The sequence below is a fragment of the Neorhizobium petrolearium genome, assembly GCF_029854435.1.
Taxonomy (GTDB): Bacteria; Pseudomonadota; Alphaproteobacteria; order Rhizobiales; family Rhizobiaceae; genus Neorhizobium; species Neorhizobium petrolearium.
Genome location: NZ_CP123002.1, coordinates 119236 through 136499 on the forward strand (window position 1 = coordinate 119236; position 17264 = coordinate 136499).

General features: G+C 60.9%; 12 protein-coding genes and 1 pseudogene. 10 read left to right on the plus strand and 3 right to left on the minus strand.

The features are described from left to right. The first annotated feature begins 219 nt into the window (after positions 1-219). The 7 genes from QEO92_RS31770 to QEO92_RS31800 all read left to right on the plus strand — a co-directional run bounded on the left by QEO92_RS31770 (position 220) and on the right by QEO92_RS31800 (position 8065). A complete protein-coding gene (locus QEO92_RS31770) occupies positions 220-1764 on the plus strand; it encodes a PAS domain-containing sensor histidine kinase (protein ID WP_227705914.1) in 1545 nt (514 codons plus the stop codon). Between the two features lie 407 nt (positions 1765-2171). After that, a complete protein-coding gene (gene napE, locus QEO92_RS31775) occupies positions 2172-2339 on the plus strand; it encodes a periplasmic nitrate reductase, NapE protein (protein WP_037146038.1) in 168 nt (55 codons plus the stop codon). Positions 2340-2621: 282 nt separating this feature from the next. Continuing rightward, the gene (locus tag QEO92_RS31780; protein ID WP_227705915.1) at positions 2622-2909 is read left to right on the plus strand and encodes a chaperone NapD; all 288 of its coding nucleotides are present in this window, start codon (positions 2622-2624) and stop codon (positions 2907-2909) included. Beyond that, entirely contained in the window at positions 2884-5388 is a 2505-nt protein-coding gene (gene napA / locus QEO92_RS31785; RefSeq protein ID WP_227705916.1) for a periplasmic nitrate reductase subunit alpha, read from the plus strand. Before QEO92_RS31780 ends, napA begins: the two co-directional genes overlap by 26 nt. After that, positions 5358-5849 carry a nitrate reductase cytochrome c-type subunit gene (locus tag QEO92_RS31790; protein ID WP_210057270.1) on the plus strand — a complete coding sequence of 164 codons (492 nt, stop codon included), beginning with the start codon at positions 5358-5360 and terminating at the stop codon, positions 5847-5849. Before napA ends, QEO92_RS31790 begins: the two co-directional genes overlap by 31 nt. A 4-nt stretch (positions 5850-5853) precedes the next feature. Beyond that, positions 5854-6570 carry a NapC/NirT family cytochrome c gene (locus tag QEO92_RS31795; RefSeq protein WP_210057272.1) on the plus strand — a complete coding sequence of 239 codons (717 nt, stop codon included), beginning with the start codon at positions 5854-5856 and terminating at the stop codon, positions 6568-6570. 421 nt (positions 6571-6991) lie between these two features. Next, positions 6992-8065 (plus strand): nucleotidyltransferase family protein, encoded by a 1074-nt coding sequence (locus QEO92_RS31800; RefSeq protein ID WP_210057274.1) that lies wholly within the window; start codon positions 6992-6994, stop codon positions 8063-8065. 19 nt (positions 8066-8084) lie between these two features. Here QEO92_RS31800 and QEO92_RS31805 read toward each other — a convergent pair. The 3 genes and pseudogenes from QEO92_RS31805 to QEO92_RS31815 form a co-directional block, all read right to left on the minus strand. Then, a pseudogene (locus QEO92_RS31805) lies at positions 8085-8309 on the minus strand (DUF308 domain-containing protein); the annotation flags it as partial. Positions 8310-8505: 196 nt separating this feature from the next. After that, positions 8506-10605: a putative bifunctional diguanylate cyclase/phosphodiesterase gene (locus tag QEO92_RS31810; RefSeq protein WP_320443067.1), complete on the minus strand. Its 2100-nt coding sequence runs from the start codon at positions 10603-10605 to the stop codon at positions 8506-8508. Positions 10606-10849: 244 nt separating this feature from the next. Further along, positions 10850-11032, minus strand: coding sequence for a hypothetical protein (locus tag QEO92_RS31815; protein WP_210057277.1), 183 nt, complete (start codon positions 11030-11032; stop codon positions 10850-10852). Positions 11033-11805: 773 nt separating this feature from the next. Here QEO92_RS31815 and QEO92_RS31820 point away from each other — a divergent pair. Genes QEO92_RS31820 through QEO92_RS31830 form a run of 3 tightly spaced genes read left to right on the plus strand, consistent with a single transcriptional unit; the run spans position 11806 to position 17256 of the window. Further along, entirely contained in the window at positions 11806-12561 is a 756-nt protein-coding gene (locus tag QEO92_RS31820; RefSeq protein WP_210057279.1) for an ImuA family protein, read from the plus strand. Further along, a complete protein-coding gene (locus QEO92_RS31825; protein WP_210057281.1) occupies positions 12482-13996 on the plus strand; it encodes a Y-family DNA polymerase in 1515 nt (504 codons plus the stop codon). The genes QEO92_RS31820 and QEO92_RS31825 overlap by 80 nt, the downstream gene beginning before the upstream one ends. Then, complete coding sequence (locus QEO92_RS31830) at positions 13993-17256, plus strand: error-prone DNA polymerase (protein ID WP_210057283.1); 3264 nt, start codon at positions 13993-13995, stop codon at positions 17254-17256. The genes QEO92_RS31825 and QEO92_RS31830 overlap by 4 nt, the downstream gene beginning before the upstream one ends. Positions 17257-17264 lie beyond the last annotated feature (8 nt).

The following is a 17264-nucleotide window of genomic DNA, read 5'->3' on the forward strand; positions in this document are numbered from 1 at the left end:
TCACTCACAGGCGAGGCGAAGCCGGGAGGACGTGCTGCACCCAACGATGAGATCCTTCAACCCGACGAGGCTATGCCGTCAGTAGTTCCGGTGATTGCCTCGCAACCCAGGCGGAAATGTCCCAGGCTGACGAAGCAGAGGTTTTTCGCTTTCGGTCGTCGAGCCGATTCCCCTTTCCCTGGATCCATCATCAACGAAGCGAACGGGACGGTGACGAACATGGCAAAAGACCGAAACGAGCGTACCGAGGAGGAACTGGACCTGCGGTCGATCCTGGATACGGTTCCCGAGGCGATGGTCGTCATTGACGAAATCGGTATCATCACGTCTTTCAGCGCCGCAGCGGAGCAGCTTTTCGGATATTCGGCGAATGAAGTTTGTGGTCACAACGTCAAGATGCTGATGCCGTCGCCGGACCGGGAGGCTCATGATGGCTATCTTACGCGATATCTGACGACAGGCGAGCGTCGCATCATCGGGTACGGTCGCGTGGTTACCGGTCAGCGGAAAGACAGATCCGTGTTTCCCATGGAGCTTGCGGTGGGCGAGGCGATCACCAATGGCAAGCGCATCTTCACCGGCTTCATCCGCGACCTCACCAGCCGCCACAAGATCGAGGAAGAACTGAGGCAATCGCAGAAGATGGAGGCGATCGGCCAGCTCACCGGCGGGCTGGCACACGACTTCAACAATCTGCTGACCGTCATTGGCGGCAATCTCGAAATGATCGAGAACAGGCTCTCGGACGAGAAACTACTGGCCCTGCTTCATGAAGCGCAGGATGCCGCCGGGGACGGCGCCAAGCTGACCGGCCAGCTTCTGGCCTTCGGGCGCCGCCAGCCCCTCAATCCGAAGCTGGTGGATGTCGGGCAGTTGGTAACCGGTTTCTCCGATCTTTTAAGACGCTCGCTCGGCGAGACGATCGAATTCCGTACTGTCGTCACGGGAGCTTCCAATGAGGCGCTCGTCGATGCGTCGCAGCTCCAGAACGCGCTTCTTAACCTTGCCCTCAATGCCCGCGATGCCATGCCGCGCGGCGGCAAACTGACGATCGACATCTCAAGGGTCAAGCTGGACGTCGATTATGCCCAGATGTATCCGCATATGCGCACCGGCGACTATGTGCTGATCTCGGTGACGGACACAGGCACGGGCATGACGCCGGAGGTGAAGGAAAAGGCCTTCGAACCGTTCTTCACCACCAAGGGTGTCGGTTCCGGAACCGGCCTTGGCCTTTCCATGGTCTATGGTTTCGCCAAGCAGTCCGGCGGCAATATCCAGCTCTACAGCGAGCCGGGGCAGGGCACCAGTGTCAGGCTCTTCCTGCCGGCGGCGCAAAAGGAGGATGCGAAGATGTCCGCGGAAGTGGCGACTGCTTCAAGGGCGGCGGCGATTCCCGGCGGTACGGAGAAAATCCTGGTCGTGGAGGATGATCCCAGGGTGCGGCGTGTGGCGGTCTCACGCCTGATCGATTTCGGCTATCAGGTTGTCGAGGCGGCAAATGGCGTGGAGGCGCTCGACCGGCTCGCCCAGAACGACGATATCGCGCTGCTGTTTACCGACATCGTCATGCCGGGCGGCATGACAGGCGACGAACTGGCGGCGGAAGTCCGTGCGAGGCGTCCGAATATCAGGGTGCTGTTCACGTCGGGTTATGCCGAGCCGGCGATCGCCGGACGCGAACTTGCCCAATCGGGAAGCTGGCTCAAGAAGCCCTACACGGCACGAGAGCTTGCGGTCGAGCTTCGCGATATCTTGAATTGACCGACTTCGCTTCTGCGTCAATAACAAACGTCGCCGATAGCACGTACGATCGTCGCTTCGATCTTTTGCGATGAGAAGGGTTCCGCTGGTGCTCATAGGGGCGCCGCGACGATGGTTGCGTTCGGCGGTGAATTCGCGTTGTTAAAAGCTCCTTCGCCAACCCCGGCATGAGAACCGACCAGTGGAGAAGCCAGCGGCTGGATTAACCTAGCGTCTGACTTTAGCCTTGGGAACGAGGAGTTTTTTGGTTCTGCTAGCATTGGCGCCCGGCCCGGCTGCAATCTGGCGATGATAATCTTCAGTTTCTTCATAAAGTCGAGTTTACTTCTCGCAAGCTTGCTCTAGGTCAAATCGACGTCACTGGGCGCAGCATGGAGGATTGATTGGTCAATTTTTCCACCGAGCAACTGAAGGATGGGGCGCCAAAATCCCGCAGGCGCGCTGAACTTTTAACATTTGTCATCCTGGCCTTTGGCATCTGGCCTATCGTCGCCGTTGGCGTGGTCGGCGGATACGGCTTCCTGGTCTGGATGTACCAGATCATCAGCGGCCCTCCCGGTCCCCCCGGTCATTGAGGCTCGTCATGCAGGATCGTTGCCTCACCCGATACCGTATCCTGCCAGACAGGATAACGTCAGACACGGGCGCCCGACCTCGAGGTTTTGGCCCCCGTTCGTTCCATGCAGACACGGGATTCGGCGTCCTGGCCGAACGATGTCCTGCCGAGGTTATCGGCGCCTGGCCGGCGCGCGGTGACCTCCTCCTTCCGGAAAACGACAACGAAGCCGTCGCCGGTAGCATTGCATGCAAGGCGTCTGCCCTGTCGGCGCGATGCGCGTGGAACAGGGGGATATCCGATGTCTGAAGGGAAGCAGCGCTACTACGTGTCCAGCGCGGTGATCGTGATGAAGCCGCAGGACCAGGAACGTGTTCGCCGGGCAATATCCGAGATGAGCAACGTCGAGGTTCACGGCGTTCAGGACGGCAAGATGGTTGTCGTCATCGAAGGTTACAGCAGCGGCCAGCTGGGTGCGGCCTTGTCGGCAATCTCGGCGATTGACGGCGTGGTCGCCGCGAACATGGTTTTTGAACATTCCGAAGAGCAAGAGGGTATCGCAGATGAAGGGAGAACTGACGCGGCGTGATCTCATCAAGGCGCATGCGGCAGGCATTGCCGCTGCGACCGCGGGGATCGTCCTGCCGGCAGCCGCTCAACCTGTTCCGGGCGGCGTGGAGGCGCTGGAGATCAAATGGTCCAAGGCGCCCTGTCGTTTCTGCGGAACGGGCTGTGGCGTCATGGTCGGCGTCAAGGAGGGCCAGGTTGTCGCCACCCATGGCGACATGCAGGCGGAGGTCAATCGCGGCCTGAACTGTATCAAGGGTTACTTCCTCTCCAAGATCATGTATGGCGAGGACCGGCTTACCCAGCCCTTGCTGCGCAAGCGGAACGGCCAATACGCCAAGGACGGCGAATTCGAGCCTGTCAGCTGGGACGAGGCCTTCGACGTGATGGCTGAGCAGTGCAAGAGGGTGCTGAAGGAAAAGGGGCCGACCGCTGTCGGAATGTTCGGCTCCGGCCAATGGACCATCTTCGAAGGTTATGCCGCGACCAAGCTGATGCGGGCGGGGTTCCGCTCCAACAATCTCGACCCCAACGCCCGGCACTGTATGGCGTCCGCGGCCTATGCGTTCATGCGCACCTTCGGCATGGACGAGCCGATGGGCTGTTATGACGATTTCGAAAACGCAGATGCCTTTGTGCTCTGGGGTTCGAACATGGCGGAGATGCATCCGATTCTCTGGACGCGTGTGGCGGACCGGCGGCTCGGCCACGGCCATGTCAAGGTTGCCGTGCTTTCCACCTTCACCCATCGCAGCATGGATCTCGCCGACATACCGATCATCTTCACGCCCGGGACGGATCTCGCCATCCTGAACTACATCGCAAACCACATCATCACCAGCGGCAAGGTCAACGAGGAGTTCGTCCGCAACCATACGACCTTCATGAAAGGCGTGGACAATATCGGCTATGGCCTGCGCCCAGAGGACCCGCTGGAACTCAAGGCCACCAATGCCGGTGATCCGACCAAGACGGAGCCGATCGATTTCGACGCCTTCAAGAAATTCGTTTCCGACTACACGCTCGAAAAGACCGCCGAACTGACCGGGGCCGATCCCGGCTTTCTGCAGCAGCTTGCCGAACTTTATGCCGATCCGAACCGGAAGGTCATGTCGCTCTGGACCATGGGCTTCAACCAGCATGTCCGCGGGGTGTGGGCCAACCAGATGGTCTACAATCTCCATCTGCTGACCGGCAAGATTTCCGAGCCTGGAAACAGCCCCTTCTCGCTCACCGGCCAGCCGTCCGCCTGTGGAACGGCTCGAGAAGTCGGCACCTTCGCGCATAGGCTGCCTGCCGATATGGTCGTCACCAATCCCGAGCACCGGCATCATGCGGAAGAGTTGTGGAAGCTTCCTGAAGGGCTGCTTCCCGACAAGCCGGGTTATCATGCCGTCCAGCAGGACCGAATGTTGAAGGACGGCAAGCTCAGCTTCTATTGGGTGCAGGTCAACAACAATGTCCAGGCAGCCCCGAATACCAAGAACGAGACCTATCAGGGTTACCGCAACCCGGACAATTTCATCGTCGTCTCCGATGCCTATCCGACGATCACGGCGATGTCGGCCGACCTCATTTTGCCCGCCGCCATGTGGGTGGAGAAGGAGGGAGCCTATGGCAATGCCGAGCGCCGCACCCATGTCTGGCACCAACTGGTGCAGGCTCCGGGCGATGCGCGGTCCGATCTTTGGCAGATAGCGGAGTTTTCAAAGCGCTTCACCACCGACGAGGTTTGGCCCGCGGATATGTTGGACAAGCACCCTGATTATCGTGGCAAGACACTGTTCGAGGTGCTGTTCCAGAACGGACAGGTCGACCAGTTCCCGCTGAGCGAGATCGACCCGGACTATGCGAACAACGAGGCCAAGGATTTCGGCTTCTACATACAGAAAGGGCTGTTCGAGGAATATGCCTCGTTCGGGCGCGGTCACGGCCATGATCTCGCGCCCTATGACCGCTACCATCAGGAACGGGGCCTGCGCTGGCCCGTCGTCAACGGGCAGGAGACCAAGTGGCGCTATCGGGAGGGCTACGATCCCTATGTGAAGCCGGGCGAGGGCGTACGCTTCTACGGGCGACCGGACGGCAAAGCCGTGATCCTTGCCGTTCCCTATGAACCGCCCGCCGAGTCCCCCGATGGTGAATACGACTTCTGGCTGGTGACCGGCCGCGTGCTCGAACATTGGCATTCCGGATCCATGACCATGCGCGTGCCGGAATTGTACAGGGCCTTCCCCGGCGCCCGCTGCTTCATGAATGCCGACGATGCCCGAAAGCGGGGCATCAATCAGGGCGCCGAAATCAGGATCGTCTCCCGGCGCGGTGAAATCCGGTCCCGGGTGGAAACCCGCGGGCGCAACCGCATGCCGCCGGGCGTGATCTTCGTGCCCTGGTTCGATGCCAGCCAGTTGATCAACAAGGTCACGCTTGACGCCACCGATCCCATCTCCAAACAGACGGATTTCAAGAAATGCGCAGTCAAGATCGTTCCAGCCGTCTGAGCTTTGGTTCCTTTCGAATCGTAGCCACGGCCTTTGCGGTCGCGTTCATGGCGACGCTTGCCGCAGCCCAGATGGTTCCGCAATTGTCGGGCCCGCCGCAGGCCATGGAGACGGTGCCCGCCCGCCCGATGCCCAAGTGGAACGTGGATGACATACGCAAGATGCGGGCATACCCCGATCAGCCTCCGGTCATTCCGCACTCGATCGAAGGCTATCAGTTGTCGGTCAACACGAACCGCTGTCTTTCCTGTCACAAGCGGGAGTTCACGGAGGGTGCGGGCGCGCCGATGATCAGCGTCACCCACTACATGACGCGGGAGGGACAGATGCTCGCGGACGTTTCGCCGCGCCGCTATTTTTGCACGGCCTGCCATGTTCCGCAGGCGGAAGTGAATCCGCTCGTCGGCAACACGTTCCGGGATATGAGCCAGATGGGTGTCGAGCATCTGGGGGGCAAATAGGGTGATGGGACGGATAAAAAATCTTGCGGCGTGGATATGGAAGATCCTCAGCACGCCGGCGGGCACTCTGAGCCTTGCCTTCCTGACGCTTGGCGGTTTCGTCGGCGGGGTGATCTTCTGGGGCGCGTTCAATACCGCGCTGGAGCTGACCAATACGGAGAAGTTCTGCACCGGATGTCACGAGATGCAGGCGAACGTCTACGAGGAACTGACCCGGACGATCCATTTCTCCAACCGGTCCGGCGTGCGCGCCTCCTGTCCCGATTGCCATGTGCCGCACGAGTGGACCGACAAGATTGCCCGCAAGATGCAGGCTTCCAAGGAGGTCTGGGGCAAGATCTTCGGCACCATCAACACGCGCCAGAAATTCCTCGACGAACGTCTGCGGCTTGCGCAGCACGAATGGGCGCGGCTGAAGGCCAACGACAGCCTCGAGTGCCGCAACTGCCATTCTTCGATAGCCATGGACCTTTCGAAGCAGACCGAACGCGCCGCGGATATCCACACGCGATATCTCCTGAGCGGGAGGGCGACCTGCATAGACTGCCACAAAGGAATCGCTCACGAATTGCCGAACATGCAAGGCGTCAACCCGGGATGGCAGATGCCAAAGGAACTGGAAGGCGAAGTCCTTCCCAGCGCTTCAGCGGTGGATGACCTGCGGCGGGCGATGGATAAGGCGCACGGCCGGATGACGAGTGTGAACGTATCAGCTAACTGAAGGTGAAGTTGTCGAAGTTCGAACGCGTTCGGCACAAGCGCTGAAATTGGGAAGACCTCGGCGAAGCACCAGCCGGCGGCCATGGTGTGTGTCACACGACCAATAGCCATATCCGGCGGACGATCGAATAGGTGTGCTCATTTGATCTTTCTCCCTTGGCCGCTTTGGGCGCGGCCGAGCGCGTCGGAAAGCTCGTATCGATGACGATCCAGGTGAGCCGCGGCCGCTCCTTCCGCGGCGAAGAGGTATGGGATCAGTCCGAAGACGGTTCTGAAATGGCGCAAGCGAACGACGGTCCGTGGGCCTCTCGGCTGATGCCTTGACGGGCGACAGAAGAGTTATAATGTTCTCTTGGGAACATTATAACTGAACGAAGTTATAATGAGTTAAAGGAAACATTATAACCGGGACCCTTCGAACTATGAGAGATATTGACCTTGCATTCCGGACGATGTTCGCGGAACTCGCCCAGCAAACTCTTGATGCGCAATGGCAATCGGACTTTCCGCTCGAGGGCCGCTTTGTCACCGTACCGGTGAAGGGCAAAGACTATTTCTATTTCGATGTCCCTACTCCCGAGGGCAAGGATAAGCGGAGCTATGTTGGCCCCGCAGCTGATCCGGTGATCGCAGCGCGTGTCAGGCGGCATCGCGAGATCAAGGGCAACATTAAGGAGCGGCGACGATTGGTTTCTACGCTCCTGCGCTCAGGCGGCATGTCGGCTCCCGATCGGTTCGCCGGCGATGTCACGCAGGCGCTCGCGCATGCAGGGTTCTTCCGTCTGCGTGGCTTCCTCGTCGGCTCGGTTGCCTATGGCTGCTACTCGGGCATCCTCGGCGTCCGATTGCCCAGGACGGCAATGCAGACTGGCGATGCTGACCTAGCTATGGATTTTGCGATCTCGCAGGAGGTGGATGACAGCCTGCCGCCGATCTTAGACATACTGCATGGGGTCGATCCGTCCTTCAGAGCCGTCCCGCATCAGGCAGACAAGGCGCGCGTGACGGCGTTCGTCAACAAGACCAATTACCGGGTCGAATTTTTGACGAGCAATCGGGGATCGGACGAGTATATGGGCAAGCCTTCTCCCATGCCTGCCCTCGGTGGTGCGTCGGCGGAAAACCTGCGGTTCCTTGATTTCCTGATCTACGAGCCCTTGCGGACGGTGCTGCTTCATCGGGAAGGCGTGAGCGTAAACGTCCCCGCGCCTGAACGGTACTCCGTCCACAAACTCATTGTCGCATCGAGGCGGCCCACGGACGCGCTTGGGCGGGCGAAGCGGGACAAGGACCTCCTGCAAGCGGCCACGCTTTTCGAAGCCATGATCCAAACCCGACAGGGCGACCTCCTGGCCGACGCATACCAGGAGGCATGGGATCGAGGGGCCTCGTGGCAGGAAGGCCTTGCGGCGGGCATCGCCCTGATGCCTGATCAGGGCAAGGAGACGCTGGCGGGCGCCCTCGGCGTGGAAGTGAGCGATCTCGGCAAACGGTAGCGGCATGACAGCGGAAATAGTAACGTCGGACAGCAGTGCCAAGCTGCAGCAAGCCTGAAAAGATCGCCCATATGCCGAAGGCGCCAAACACCCAGTCCATACTCATCGTAAACGCAAAGATCACGGAGATCGTCACTACTGAGCTTGCTGTGACGTTGATAGCCTGGCTCAGGTTGACCGCAAAGCCACCGCTCCTGGCCGCGTCAATAACGTTAGCGGCACCATCCCAAGCCGGATAGATCATCGCGTGTAGACAGATAGGTTGAGTTTCACCGACCATCCCACCTCGCCCTCCGCAGCGAGCGCAGGCCATGTAGGCTCGTCTGACCCATGCCCTTCCACCTGGATTGGGAGCTTGGTCCTCCCCGGACTTGGTTGGTGATCAACAGGCGCTAGCCAAATAAGACCTGCAACTTGCCTGTTGGTAAGGGCATCCAGTGCTACCTTCCATGGAAAGGTACCGGCGAGGTGGAAATCGCCTTGCTGCCAGCGTCAGAAACCGTTTTGGTTCGCACCGAGGCAAATTGTTCGCGTGTCAACGGCTTTGAAAGTAGATATCCCTGAAGGTGGTCACAGCCAAGCGAGCCCAACATCTCCCGTTGCTCCTCCGTCTCAACGCCCTCGGCGGTGATCTCAAGCCCCCTCGCACGCGCCATGCTGACCATGCCGACAATGATCCCGTTGTTGCCGCTGCGGCTCAACTCATCGACGAACACCTTGTCGATCTTGATGCGGTCGATGCTGACATCCTGCACGCGGCCGAATGACGAATAACCAGTTCCAAAATCATCGATGGCGAAACGTACGCCAGCCTTGCGAAGCGCCGCGATCGTTCTTTCGCATTGACCAGAACCGTCGAGCAGCAGGCTTTCAGTGATCTCGATTTCAAGCCTGCCCGGCTCGATATTGTGCCGTGCCAAAGTGGAAAGAACCCGAAGCGGGTAAGATTCCAGTTTCAGCTCTGCCGCTGACGCATTCACGGAAACTGGGAGATCATTCCAGGCAGAGATCGTCGCACACGCGTCATCCAGGACAATCAATCCCAGGGCCGTGATCAGCCCGGCCTCTTCTGCAACGGGGATGAAGATGTCAGGACCGAGCAGCCCCTTTTTGGGATGCCGCCACCGTACAAGCGCCTCGACGGAGCACATCTCGCCGGTTGTTGCCGAATAGACCGGTTGATAATGGATTTCGATCTGCGTCTTCGTCTCGATGGCGTGACGAAGATCGTTTTCAAGCTCGCGACGCGCCCGCAGCAGTTGGTTCATGTGATCACCGAAGAGCGCGTACCGGTTCCGGCCGGCGGCCTTTGCGTGATAAAGCGCGATGTCGGCCTGTCGCGTCAGCTCCGTCGGGTCTGCCCGGCCGGCCGCGAGCGCTGCGCCGACGCTCGCTCCAATCGTGGCCAGGGCGCCATCCAGGTCGAACGGCTGCTCCATTGCGTGAACCACGTCCTCAGCGGCTTTCACGAGATCCTGCTCCGTGATCTTTCGCAGAAGAGCCGTGAACTCATCGCCACCGATGCGGCCGACGATCGCGTGCGGAAGCACCTCCCGCAGCCTCTCTGCGACCATCTTTATCAGGCGGTCCCCGGCGGGATGGCCGAAGGTGTCGTTGACCGCCTTGAACCGATCGAGGTCGATGAACAGCACGCCGTGAACGTCTGCCGGTAAAGCGGCCTCGAGTTCACGTTCCAGCGCTTTGTTGAAACTGGCGCGGTTTGCCAAGCCCGTCAGCACGTCATGATGAGCCAGGTGCTGCAACTCGGCGCGGCTTGCAGAAAGCCGCTCGGACCGGCGAAACAATAGCAATCCGAGGACGCTCGTCGCCCCAAAGATGCAGAGGACGCCAGCACCGAGGGCCGGCAGAGTTTCGTTCCGGACGGTGGCGCCGGGGCGGAACGGCGTCCAGCAGAAGTAGCCGATCGTCTCGCGCTTTGACGAGATCAGCGGCACATAGGCGTGCTCGCTATCGTCTGCCTGCGGTGTGAAGTGCATGTCTTCAAACTGGTACTGGCTCCCGATACTGCTCGGGAAGCTACCGTCAAGGAAGCGGACCGCCACATGCAGGTTTTCGTCTCCCGGCCGCTGCTCCAGGTCTCCGCTGTCGGACACGATCGGCTTGACGCTGACGATGGCGGGCCTGCCGCCGACCACGGCCAAGTCGCTCTCACCGATCGACAAGACTCGCTCCGTCACGCCGGTGGTGTCATCCGCAAACAACCGCTGCTGCAGTTGTGCGACCAGCGGGAGGTAAGCCGTCCGAAACTCCTCCAGCGTCACCGATCGGTCGTCTGCCGCCACGAAATGATAGATGTCGGTGCCGTCCGCAGCGAGGACAAATGCCGCATCATGCTGGAAATAGGAATGCATCCAGCTGCCCAGGTTGGCGTCCAGCCAATCGACATCGCGCTCCGCAGTCCGTGTGACCGCATCGTCCCAGACCGTCACGCTCTCCTGATCGTGTGCGATCTCCGTACGCATATTGGAGACGATCAGGGTGACGAGATCCTGTTGGCGTTGCGCGGCGGCTGCATCCATTCGGCCGGCCGACCAATACAAGCTGAGAAGGACGAGCGCGCCGAAGACGACCGAAATAGCGAAAGGAAGCAAACCCCAAAGGAAAAGCCTCGACCGGGAGAACATACCTATGCGACCACCGTTCTTGTTATTTCGAATATCGTAAAACAGGAACACTTAATGTCCCTGCAACGGCTATCGTTCCTGAAGTCTTAATCTCCAGCGGCAATCCGCTCGTCGCAGCTCAAGCGTCCTGCCGCGACCTTCAGACCGGAGCTTCGTCGACGGTCTCGTCACCCGGCCGGCTCAGCATTGCCAGCAATTGCTGCCGATCCCGCAGCCCCATCTGAAACAGATCGATCAGATCGGCTGCCAGCTTGGAGGCACGAGCAGTCTCTTTTTGGAGACCTCGCTGAAGGCAGACCTCATCGAAGACGCTCTGCAGCATCTGGAGTTCCTCCGGTTCAACCGGAGACGCAAAGGAATGATGATTCTGGAGCATTGCGGGATACGGTCACCAGCTTTGTTGGACGCGTTATATAAGTTTAAACCGACGCGTTCCTATCAGCGAACCTTCATGGATCATTTATTGTAGATGGAACGAACAGGTGCTCGATGGACAGCATGCGCTGGGTCGGTTCTGATCGCTTTCCCCGGCTTGGTTCTCAGAAAAAATTGTCCGATACTTGCCCGATGTCGGCTATGGCTGGGCATGCGACCGAAATCGAAATGGTCGCCTGGATCAGGGGCAGAATACTGGGTGTCGCGCTAACTGTTAATGACGGTTGAGTTATTTCCAACGCCGGATCTACGATCGGCATTTGCCCCGATTGTGGATGTCGAAGCCGGATAACGCCCTCGATCGCCGCATGTGCGCCTTCGCCGGCGGTTTCGGGTTGACCTCCCGTCGTCAATACTTCTGCCCGGCAGACCGGTCCTGTCATGTGGCGAAAAGCTAACTATCTCAGCTGCTCAATTTTCCCAAGCCGCTTCGGAACCCTGCTCTACGGACAAAAGTCCAGCGTCGTGCGCAGGGCGAGGGTATTTCAAAAAAAGTCCCCTTCGGTCATCGCTCTGAATCCGCTCGCTGAATCGACGATTCCACCGATCGAGCCCTGCAAAGCTGCCGTACATGCACATTGACTCATTTTCCAGATTAGAACAGATACAGAACATATTCGTTTCTCTCAAGCAATAACAGCTCCCGCGAAGAAGGAGACCATGAGCCAATCCGCCTCAACTGCCGTTCTTTCGGAACTGCGCGAACGCATCGCACATCTGGAAGGTGCCGCCAGCCGCCAGAAGACCGTGCTGCCGTTCGGCGTATCCGACATCGATGACTGTCTTCCGGGCGGCGGGCTCGCCTATGGCGCCATCCATGAGGTGGCGGGCGGCGGCAATGGTGCGGTGGATGGGGCAGCGGCCGCACTCTTCGTCGGCGGCATCGCGGCGCGAACGAAGGGCAAGGTGGTCTGGTGTTTCACCCGCGCCGATCTCTTTGCCCCGGCTCTGGCGCAGGTGGGCTTGCATCCCGACCGGGTGATCTATGTCGAGGCGGGCCGCGAGGAGGATGTGCTGGCAAGCTTCGAGGAGGCTCTGCGCTATGGCGGCCTTGGCGCCGTCGTCGCCGAACTGGTGCGCCTGCCGATGGTCGCTTCGCGCCGGCTGCAGCTCGCCGCCGAAAGCTCCGGCACGATCGGACTGGCGATCCGGCGATGGCGCCGGCAGGCGGAAGCATCGGATTTCGGGATGCCGACGGCGGCGGTGACGCGGTGGCGTGTCTCAGTCCTGCCGTCCGAGCCGCTTCCGGTTCCGGGCGTCGGCCGCGGACGCTGGCGCGCGGAGCTGATGCGGGTGAGAGCAGGGGAGCGCGCGGAATTTGTCATAGGTGCATGTGATGGCCAGGGTCGTATCTGTCTTTCTTCCGACACTGCCGACGGATCGGGTGAGGCGCGCCGATCCTTCGCTACCGGCTGACAAGCCGCTGGTGATCGTCGCCAAAAGCGGCTCCAAGCGGTGGATTTCTGCCGCCGACACCGCGGCTCTGAAACTTGGTCTGCATGTCGGCATGCCGGCAGCCAAGGCGCAGGCGCTGGTCCAGGGTCTGATGATCTTCGATGCAGATCCGCATGCCGATGGTGAGACTTTGGAACGCCTGTCGCTCTGGGCGCTGACGCAATATTCGCCGGTCGTCGCCATGGACCCGCCGGACGGGATCGTCATGGACACGGAGGGCGCCGATCATCTGCAGGGCGGCGAGGAACGGATGCTGTTCGGTCTCGTCAATCGCTTCCGTGCCAAGGGACTGGCCGCCCGCGCAGCGATTGCAGATACTTGGGGCGCCGCGCATGCGCTGGCGCGGGCGACCCGTCGCGAGACAATCATCGTGCCTCCCGGAAAGATCGCCGAGGCTGTGGAGCGCTTGCCGGTTTCATCCCTGCGCCTGCCCGCGGAAATCGTCGCCAGCCTGCGCACCCTGGGCTTCGCCACTGTCGGCGAGCTGGCCGCCACGCCGCGCGCGCCGCTGGTGCTGCGCTTTGGCCCGGAAATCACCCGCCGCCTCGATCAGATGTATGGCCGTCTGGCTGAGCCGATCGATCCGATCCGGCCTGCCGAACTCGTCGAAGTCCATCGCTCCTTCGCCGAGCCGATCGGCGCCGCTGAAACCATCGAAAAATACATCACCCGTCTGGTCCGGCTGCTTTGCCTGGAGCTTCAGAAGCGCGGGCTCGGCGTCCGGCGTGTCGATCTCATCGTCCATCGCGTCGACAATACCATTCAGGCCCTGAGGGCAGGGACGGCAAAGCCGGTCCGTGACGCGGCTTGGCTGACGAAGCTGTTCAACGACCGCATCGAAAACATCGAACCCGGTTTCGGTATCGAGAAGCTGACGCTCGCCGCCATCATGGTCGAGCCGCTGGCGGAAAAGCAGAATGCCTCCTCGCTCATCGAGGAGGAAGTCAAGGATGTCACGCCGCTGATCGATATCCTCGGCAATCGCGGCGGCCAGCGGATCTACCGAGCCGCGCCGGTGGCAAGCGATGTGCCGGAACGCAGCGTCCGGCGGGTTGATCCTACAGCCGAAGAGAAGGGAGAGACCTGGCCGTCGCAATGGCAGCGGCCGCCGCGACTGCTCGCCCGGCCGCAGCTGATCGAGGTGATCGCATTGCTGCCGGACCATCCGCCGGTCTCGATCACCTGGCGGGGCAGGCGTCACCGGGTGGCGCGCGCTGACGGGCCGGAGCGGATCTTTGGAGAATGGTGGCTGAGACGATCGGAGTTTCGGGCGGTCAGGGACTATTTCATCGTTGAAAGCGAGAGCGGTGAGCGCTTCTGGATCTTTCGTTTGGGCGACGGCGTCGATGCCGGAACCGGGTCGCACAAGTGGTACCTACATGGGCTTTTCGCATGAGATACGCGGAGTTGCAGGTCACGACGCATTTTTCGTTTCTCCGGGGCGCCTCGTCGGCCGAGGAACTGTTCGCCACCGCCAAGCTCATGGGCATCGAAGCGCTCGGCATCGTCGATCGCAACAGCCTGGCCGGGATCGTCCGGGCGCTGGAAGCGTCACGGGCGACAGGCCTGAGGCTGGTCGTCGGCTGCCGGCTCGATCTGGCGGACGGCATGTCGATCCTGGTCTACCCGACCGACCGCGCCGCCTATTCGCGTTTGACGCGGTTGCTGACTTTGGGAAAGGGCAGGGGCGGCAAAGCGAACTGCATCCTGCATCTCGACGATGTCGCCCATTATGCCGAGGGCCTGATCGGCATCCTCGTGCCGGACATGCCGGACGAGACCTGCGCCATGCAGCTCAGGAAGATGGCAGAGATTTTTGGGGATCGCGCCTATCTGTCGCTGAGCCTGCGCCGGCGGCCGAACGACCAACTGCGGCTTCACACGCTTTCCAACATGGCGGCGCGCTACCGGGTCAGGACAGTCGTTACGAATGACGTGCTGTTCCATGAGCCGCCGCGCCGGCAGCTTCAGGATATCGTCACCTGTGTTCGCGAGAAGACGACCATCGATTCCGTCGGCTTCGATCGCGAACGTTTCGCCGATCGCCATCTGAAGCCGCCGGAGGAGATGGCCCGCCTCTTCCCCCGCTATCCCGAGGCATTGGCGCGCACGATGGAGATCGTAAGGCGCTGTACGTTTTCGCTCGAGGAACTGGTCTACCAGTATCCCGAGGAAGCCCTGATCCCCGGCATGACGGCGCAGCAGTCACTGGAGCATTATACCTGGGAGGGTGTGAAGACCCGCTATCCGGAAGGCCTGCCGGCCCATGTCGAACAGACCATCCGCCATGAGCTCTGCCTGATCGAGACGATGAAATACGCCCCCTATTTCCTGACCGTCTTCTCGATCGTCCGATACGCCCGCTCCCAGAACATTCTCTGCCAGGGCCGCGGTTCTGCCGCCAATTCCGCCGTTTGCTACGTCCTCGGCATCACCTCCATCGATCCGGAAACCAACGACCTGCTGTTCGAACGGTTCGTCAGTCAGGAGCGCGACGAGCCGCCGGATATCGATGTGGATTTTGAACACGAACGGCGCGAGGAGGTCATCCAGTGGATCTACAAGACCTACGGCCATGACAAGGCGGCTCTCTGCTCGACCGTCACCCGCTATCGCACCAAGGGTGCGATCCGCGACGTCGGCAAGGCCTTCGGCTTGTCGGAGGACCTGATCAAGGCGCTGTCCTCCGGCGTCTGGTCCTGGTCGGAAGAGGTCGGCGAAAAGCAGGTCCGCGACCTCGGGCTCAACCCGGAGGATTATCGGCTGGCGCTGACGTTGCAGCTGGCGCAACAACTGATGGGCACGCCTCGGCACCTCGGCCAGCATCCTGGCGGCTTTGTCCTGACCCACGATCGATTGGACCACCTGGCGCCGATCGAGCCTGCAAGCATGCCCGACCGATACGTCATCGAATGGGACAAGGATGACGTCGAAGCCTTGAAGATGATGAAGGTCGACGTGCTGGCGCTCGGCATGCTGACCTGCATGGCGAAGGCCTTCGCGCTGCTGAAGCAGGAGAAGAATATCCCGCTCGACCTGGCGTCCATCCCTCAGGAGGATCCTGCGACCTACGCGATGATCCGCAAGGCCGATACCCTCGGTACCTTCCAGATCGAGAGCCGGGCGCAGATGGCGATGTTGCCGCGCATGAAGCCCGAGACATTTTACGATCTCGTCATCCAGGTGGCGATCGTCCGGCCAGGGCCGATCCAGGGCGACATGGTCCACCCGTATCTGCGCCGACGCGAGGGCAGGGAGCCTGTCGACTATCCGACGCCGGAGCTGGAGGCGGTTTTGAGCAAGACGCTCGGTGTGCCCTTGTTCCAGGAGAGCGCCATGAAGGTGGCGATGGTCTGCGCCGGATTTTCGGCCGGAGAGGCCGATCAGCTGCGCCGGGCGATGGCGACGTTCAAGTTTACGGGCGGAGTGAGCCGGTTCAAGGACAAGCTCGTGTCCGGCATGATCCGCAATGGTTATTCGCCGGAATTCGCCGAGCGGACGTTTGGCCAACTGGAGGGTTTCGGGTCCTATGGTTTTCCCGAAAGCCACGCCGCCTCTTTCGCGCTGATTGCCTATGCTTCGAACTATGTGAAGTGCCATTATCCGGACGTGTTCTGCGCCGCACTTTTGAATGCGCAGCCGATGGGGTTCTACATGCCGGCGCAGATCGTCGCCGATGCCAAAAAGCATGGTGTCGAGGTCCGGCCGGTCTGCACCAACCGGTCCCGGTGGGACTGCACGCTGGAGCCGATCGGCCGTACCGGCAAGCATGCAGTCCGGCTCGGAATGCGGCTTGTGAAAGGTCTTCCGGTCGCCGATGCTGCCCGTATTGTTGCCGCACGGACCGATGAGCCGTTCGTTTCCATCGACGACATGTGGCGCCGCTGCGGTGTGCCGACCGCCTCGCTCGTCAAGATGGCAGAGGCGGATACCTTCCGCTCTTCCCTCGGCCTTGAACGGCGCGATGCGCTCTGGGCGATCGAAGCGCTGCGCGACGAGCCGCTTCCCCTGTTTGCCGCGGCCGCAGAGCGGGAAGCGCGCGCGATCGCCGAGCAGCAGGAGCCGGATGTAATACTCCGGCAGATGACCGAAGGGCACAATGTCGTGGAGGACTACAGCCACACCGGGCTGACCCTGCGTCATCACCCATTGAGTTTCCTGCGCCAGGATCTGGCCTGCAAGAGGATCGTGACCTGCTCGGAAGCGATGACGGCACGAGACGGCCAATGGCTGATGGCGGCCGGCCTGGTGCTGGTGCGGCAGATGCCGGGGTCAGCCAAGGGCGTCGTGTTCGTGACGATCGAGGACGAAACCGGCGTGGCGAATGTCGTGGTCTGGCCGAAACTCTTCGAGCGCTCACGCCGGATTCTGCTCGGATCCAGCATGCTGGCGATCAACAGCAGGATCCAGCGGGAAGGGGAGGTCGTCCACCTGGTCGCCCAGCAGCTGTTCGATCTCTCTGCGGATCTCTCCAGTCTGACGGAACGCGACGGCAACTTTCGGCCGCCGACGGGGCGCGGGGACGAATTTGTTCACGGCGCCCCGGGGATGCCCGATCCGCGTGGAAAACCTCCGGCATCCGTTCGCGCGAAGGACATTTTCGAGCCCGACCGGCACATCGACACATTGAAGATCAAGAGCCGGAATTTTCAATGACGGAAACG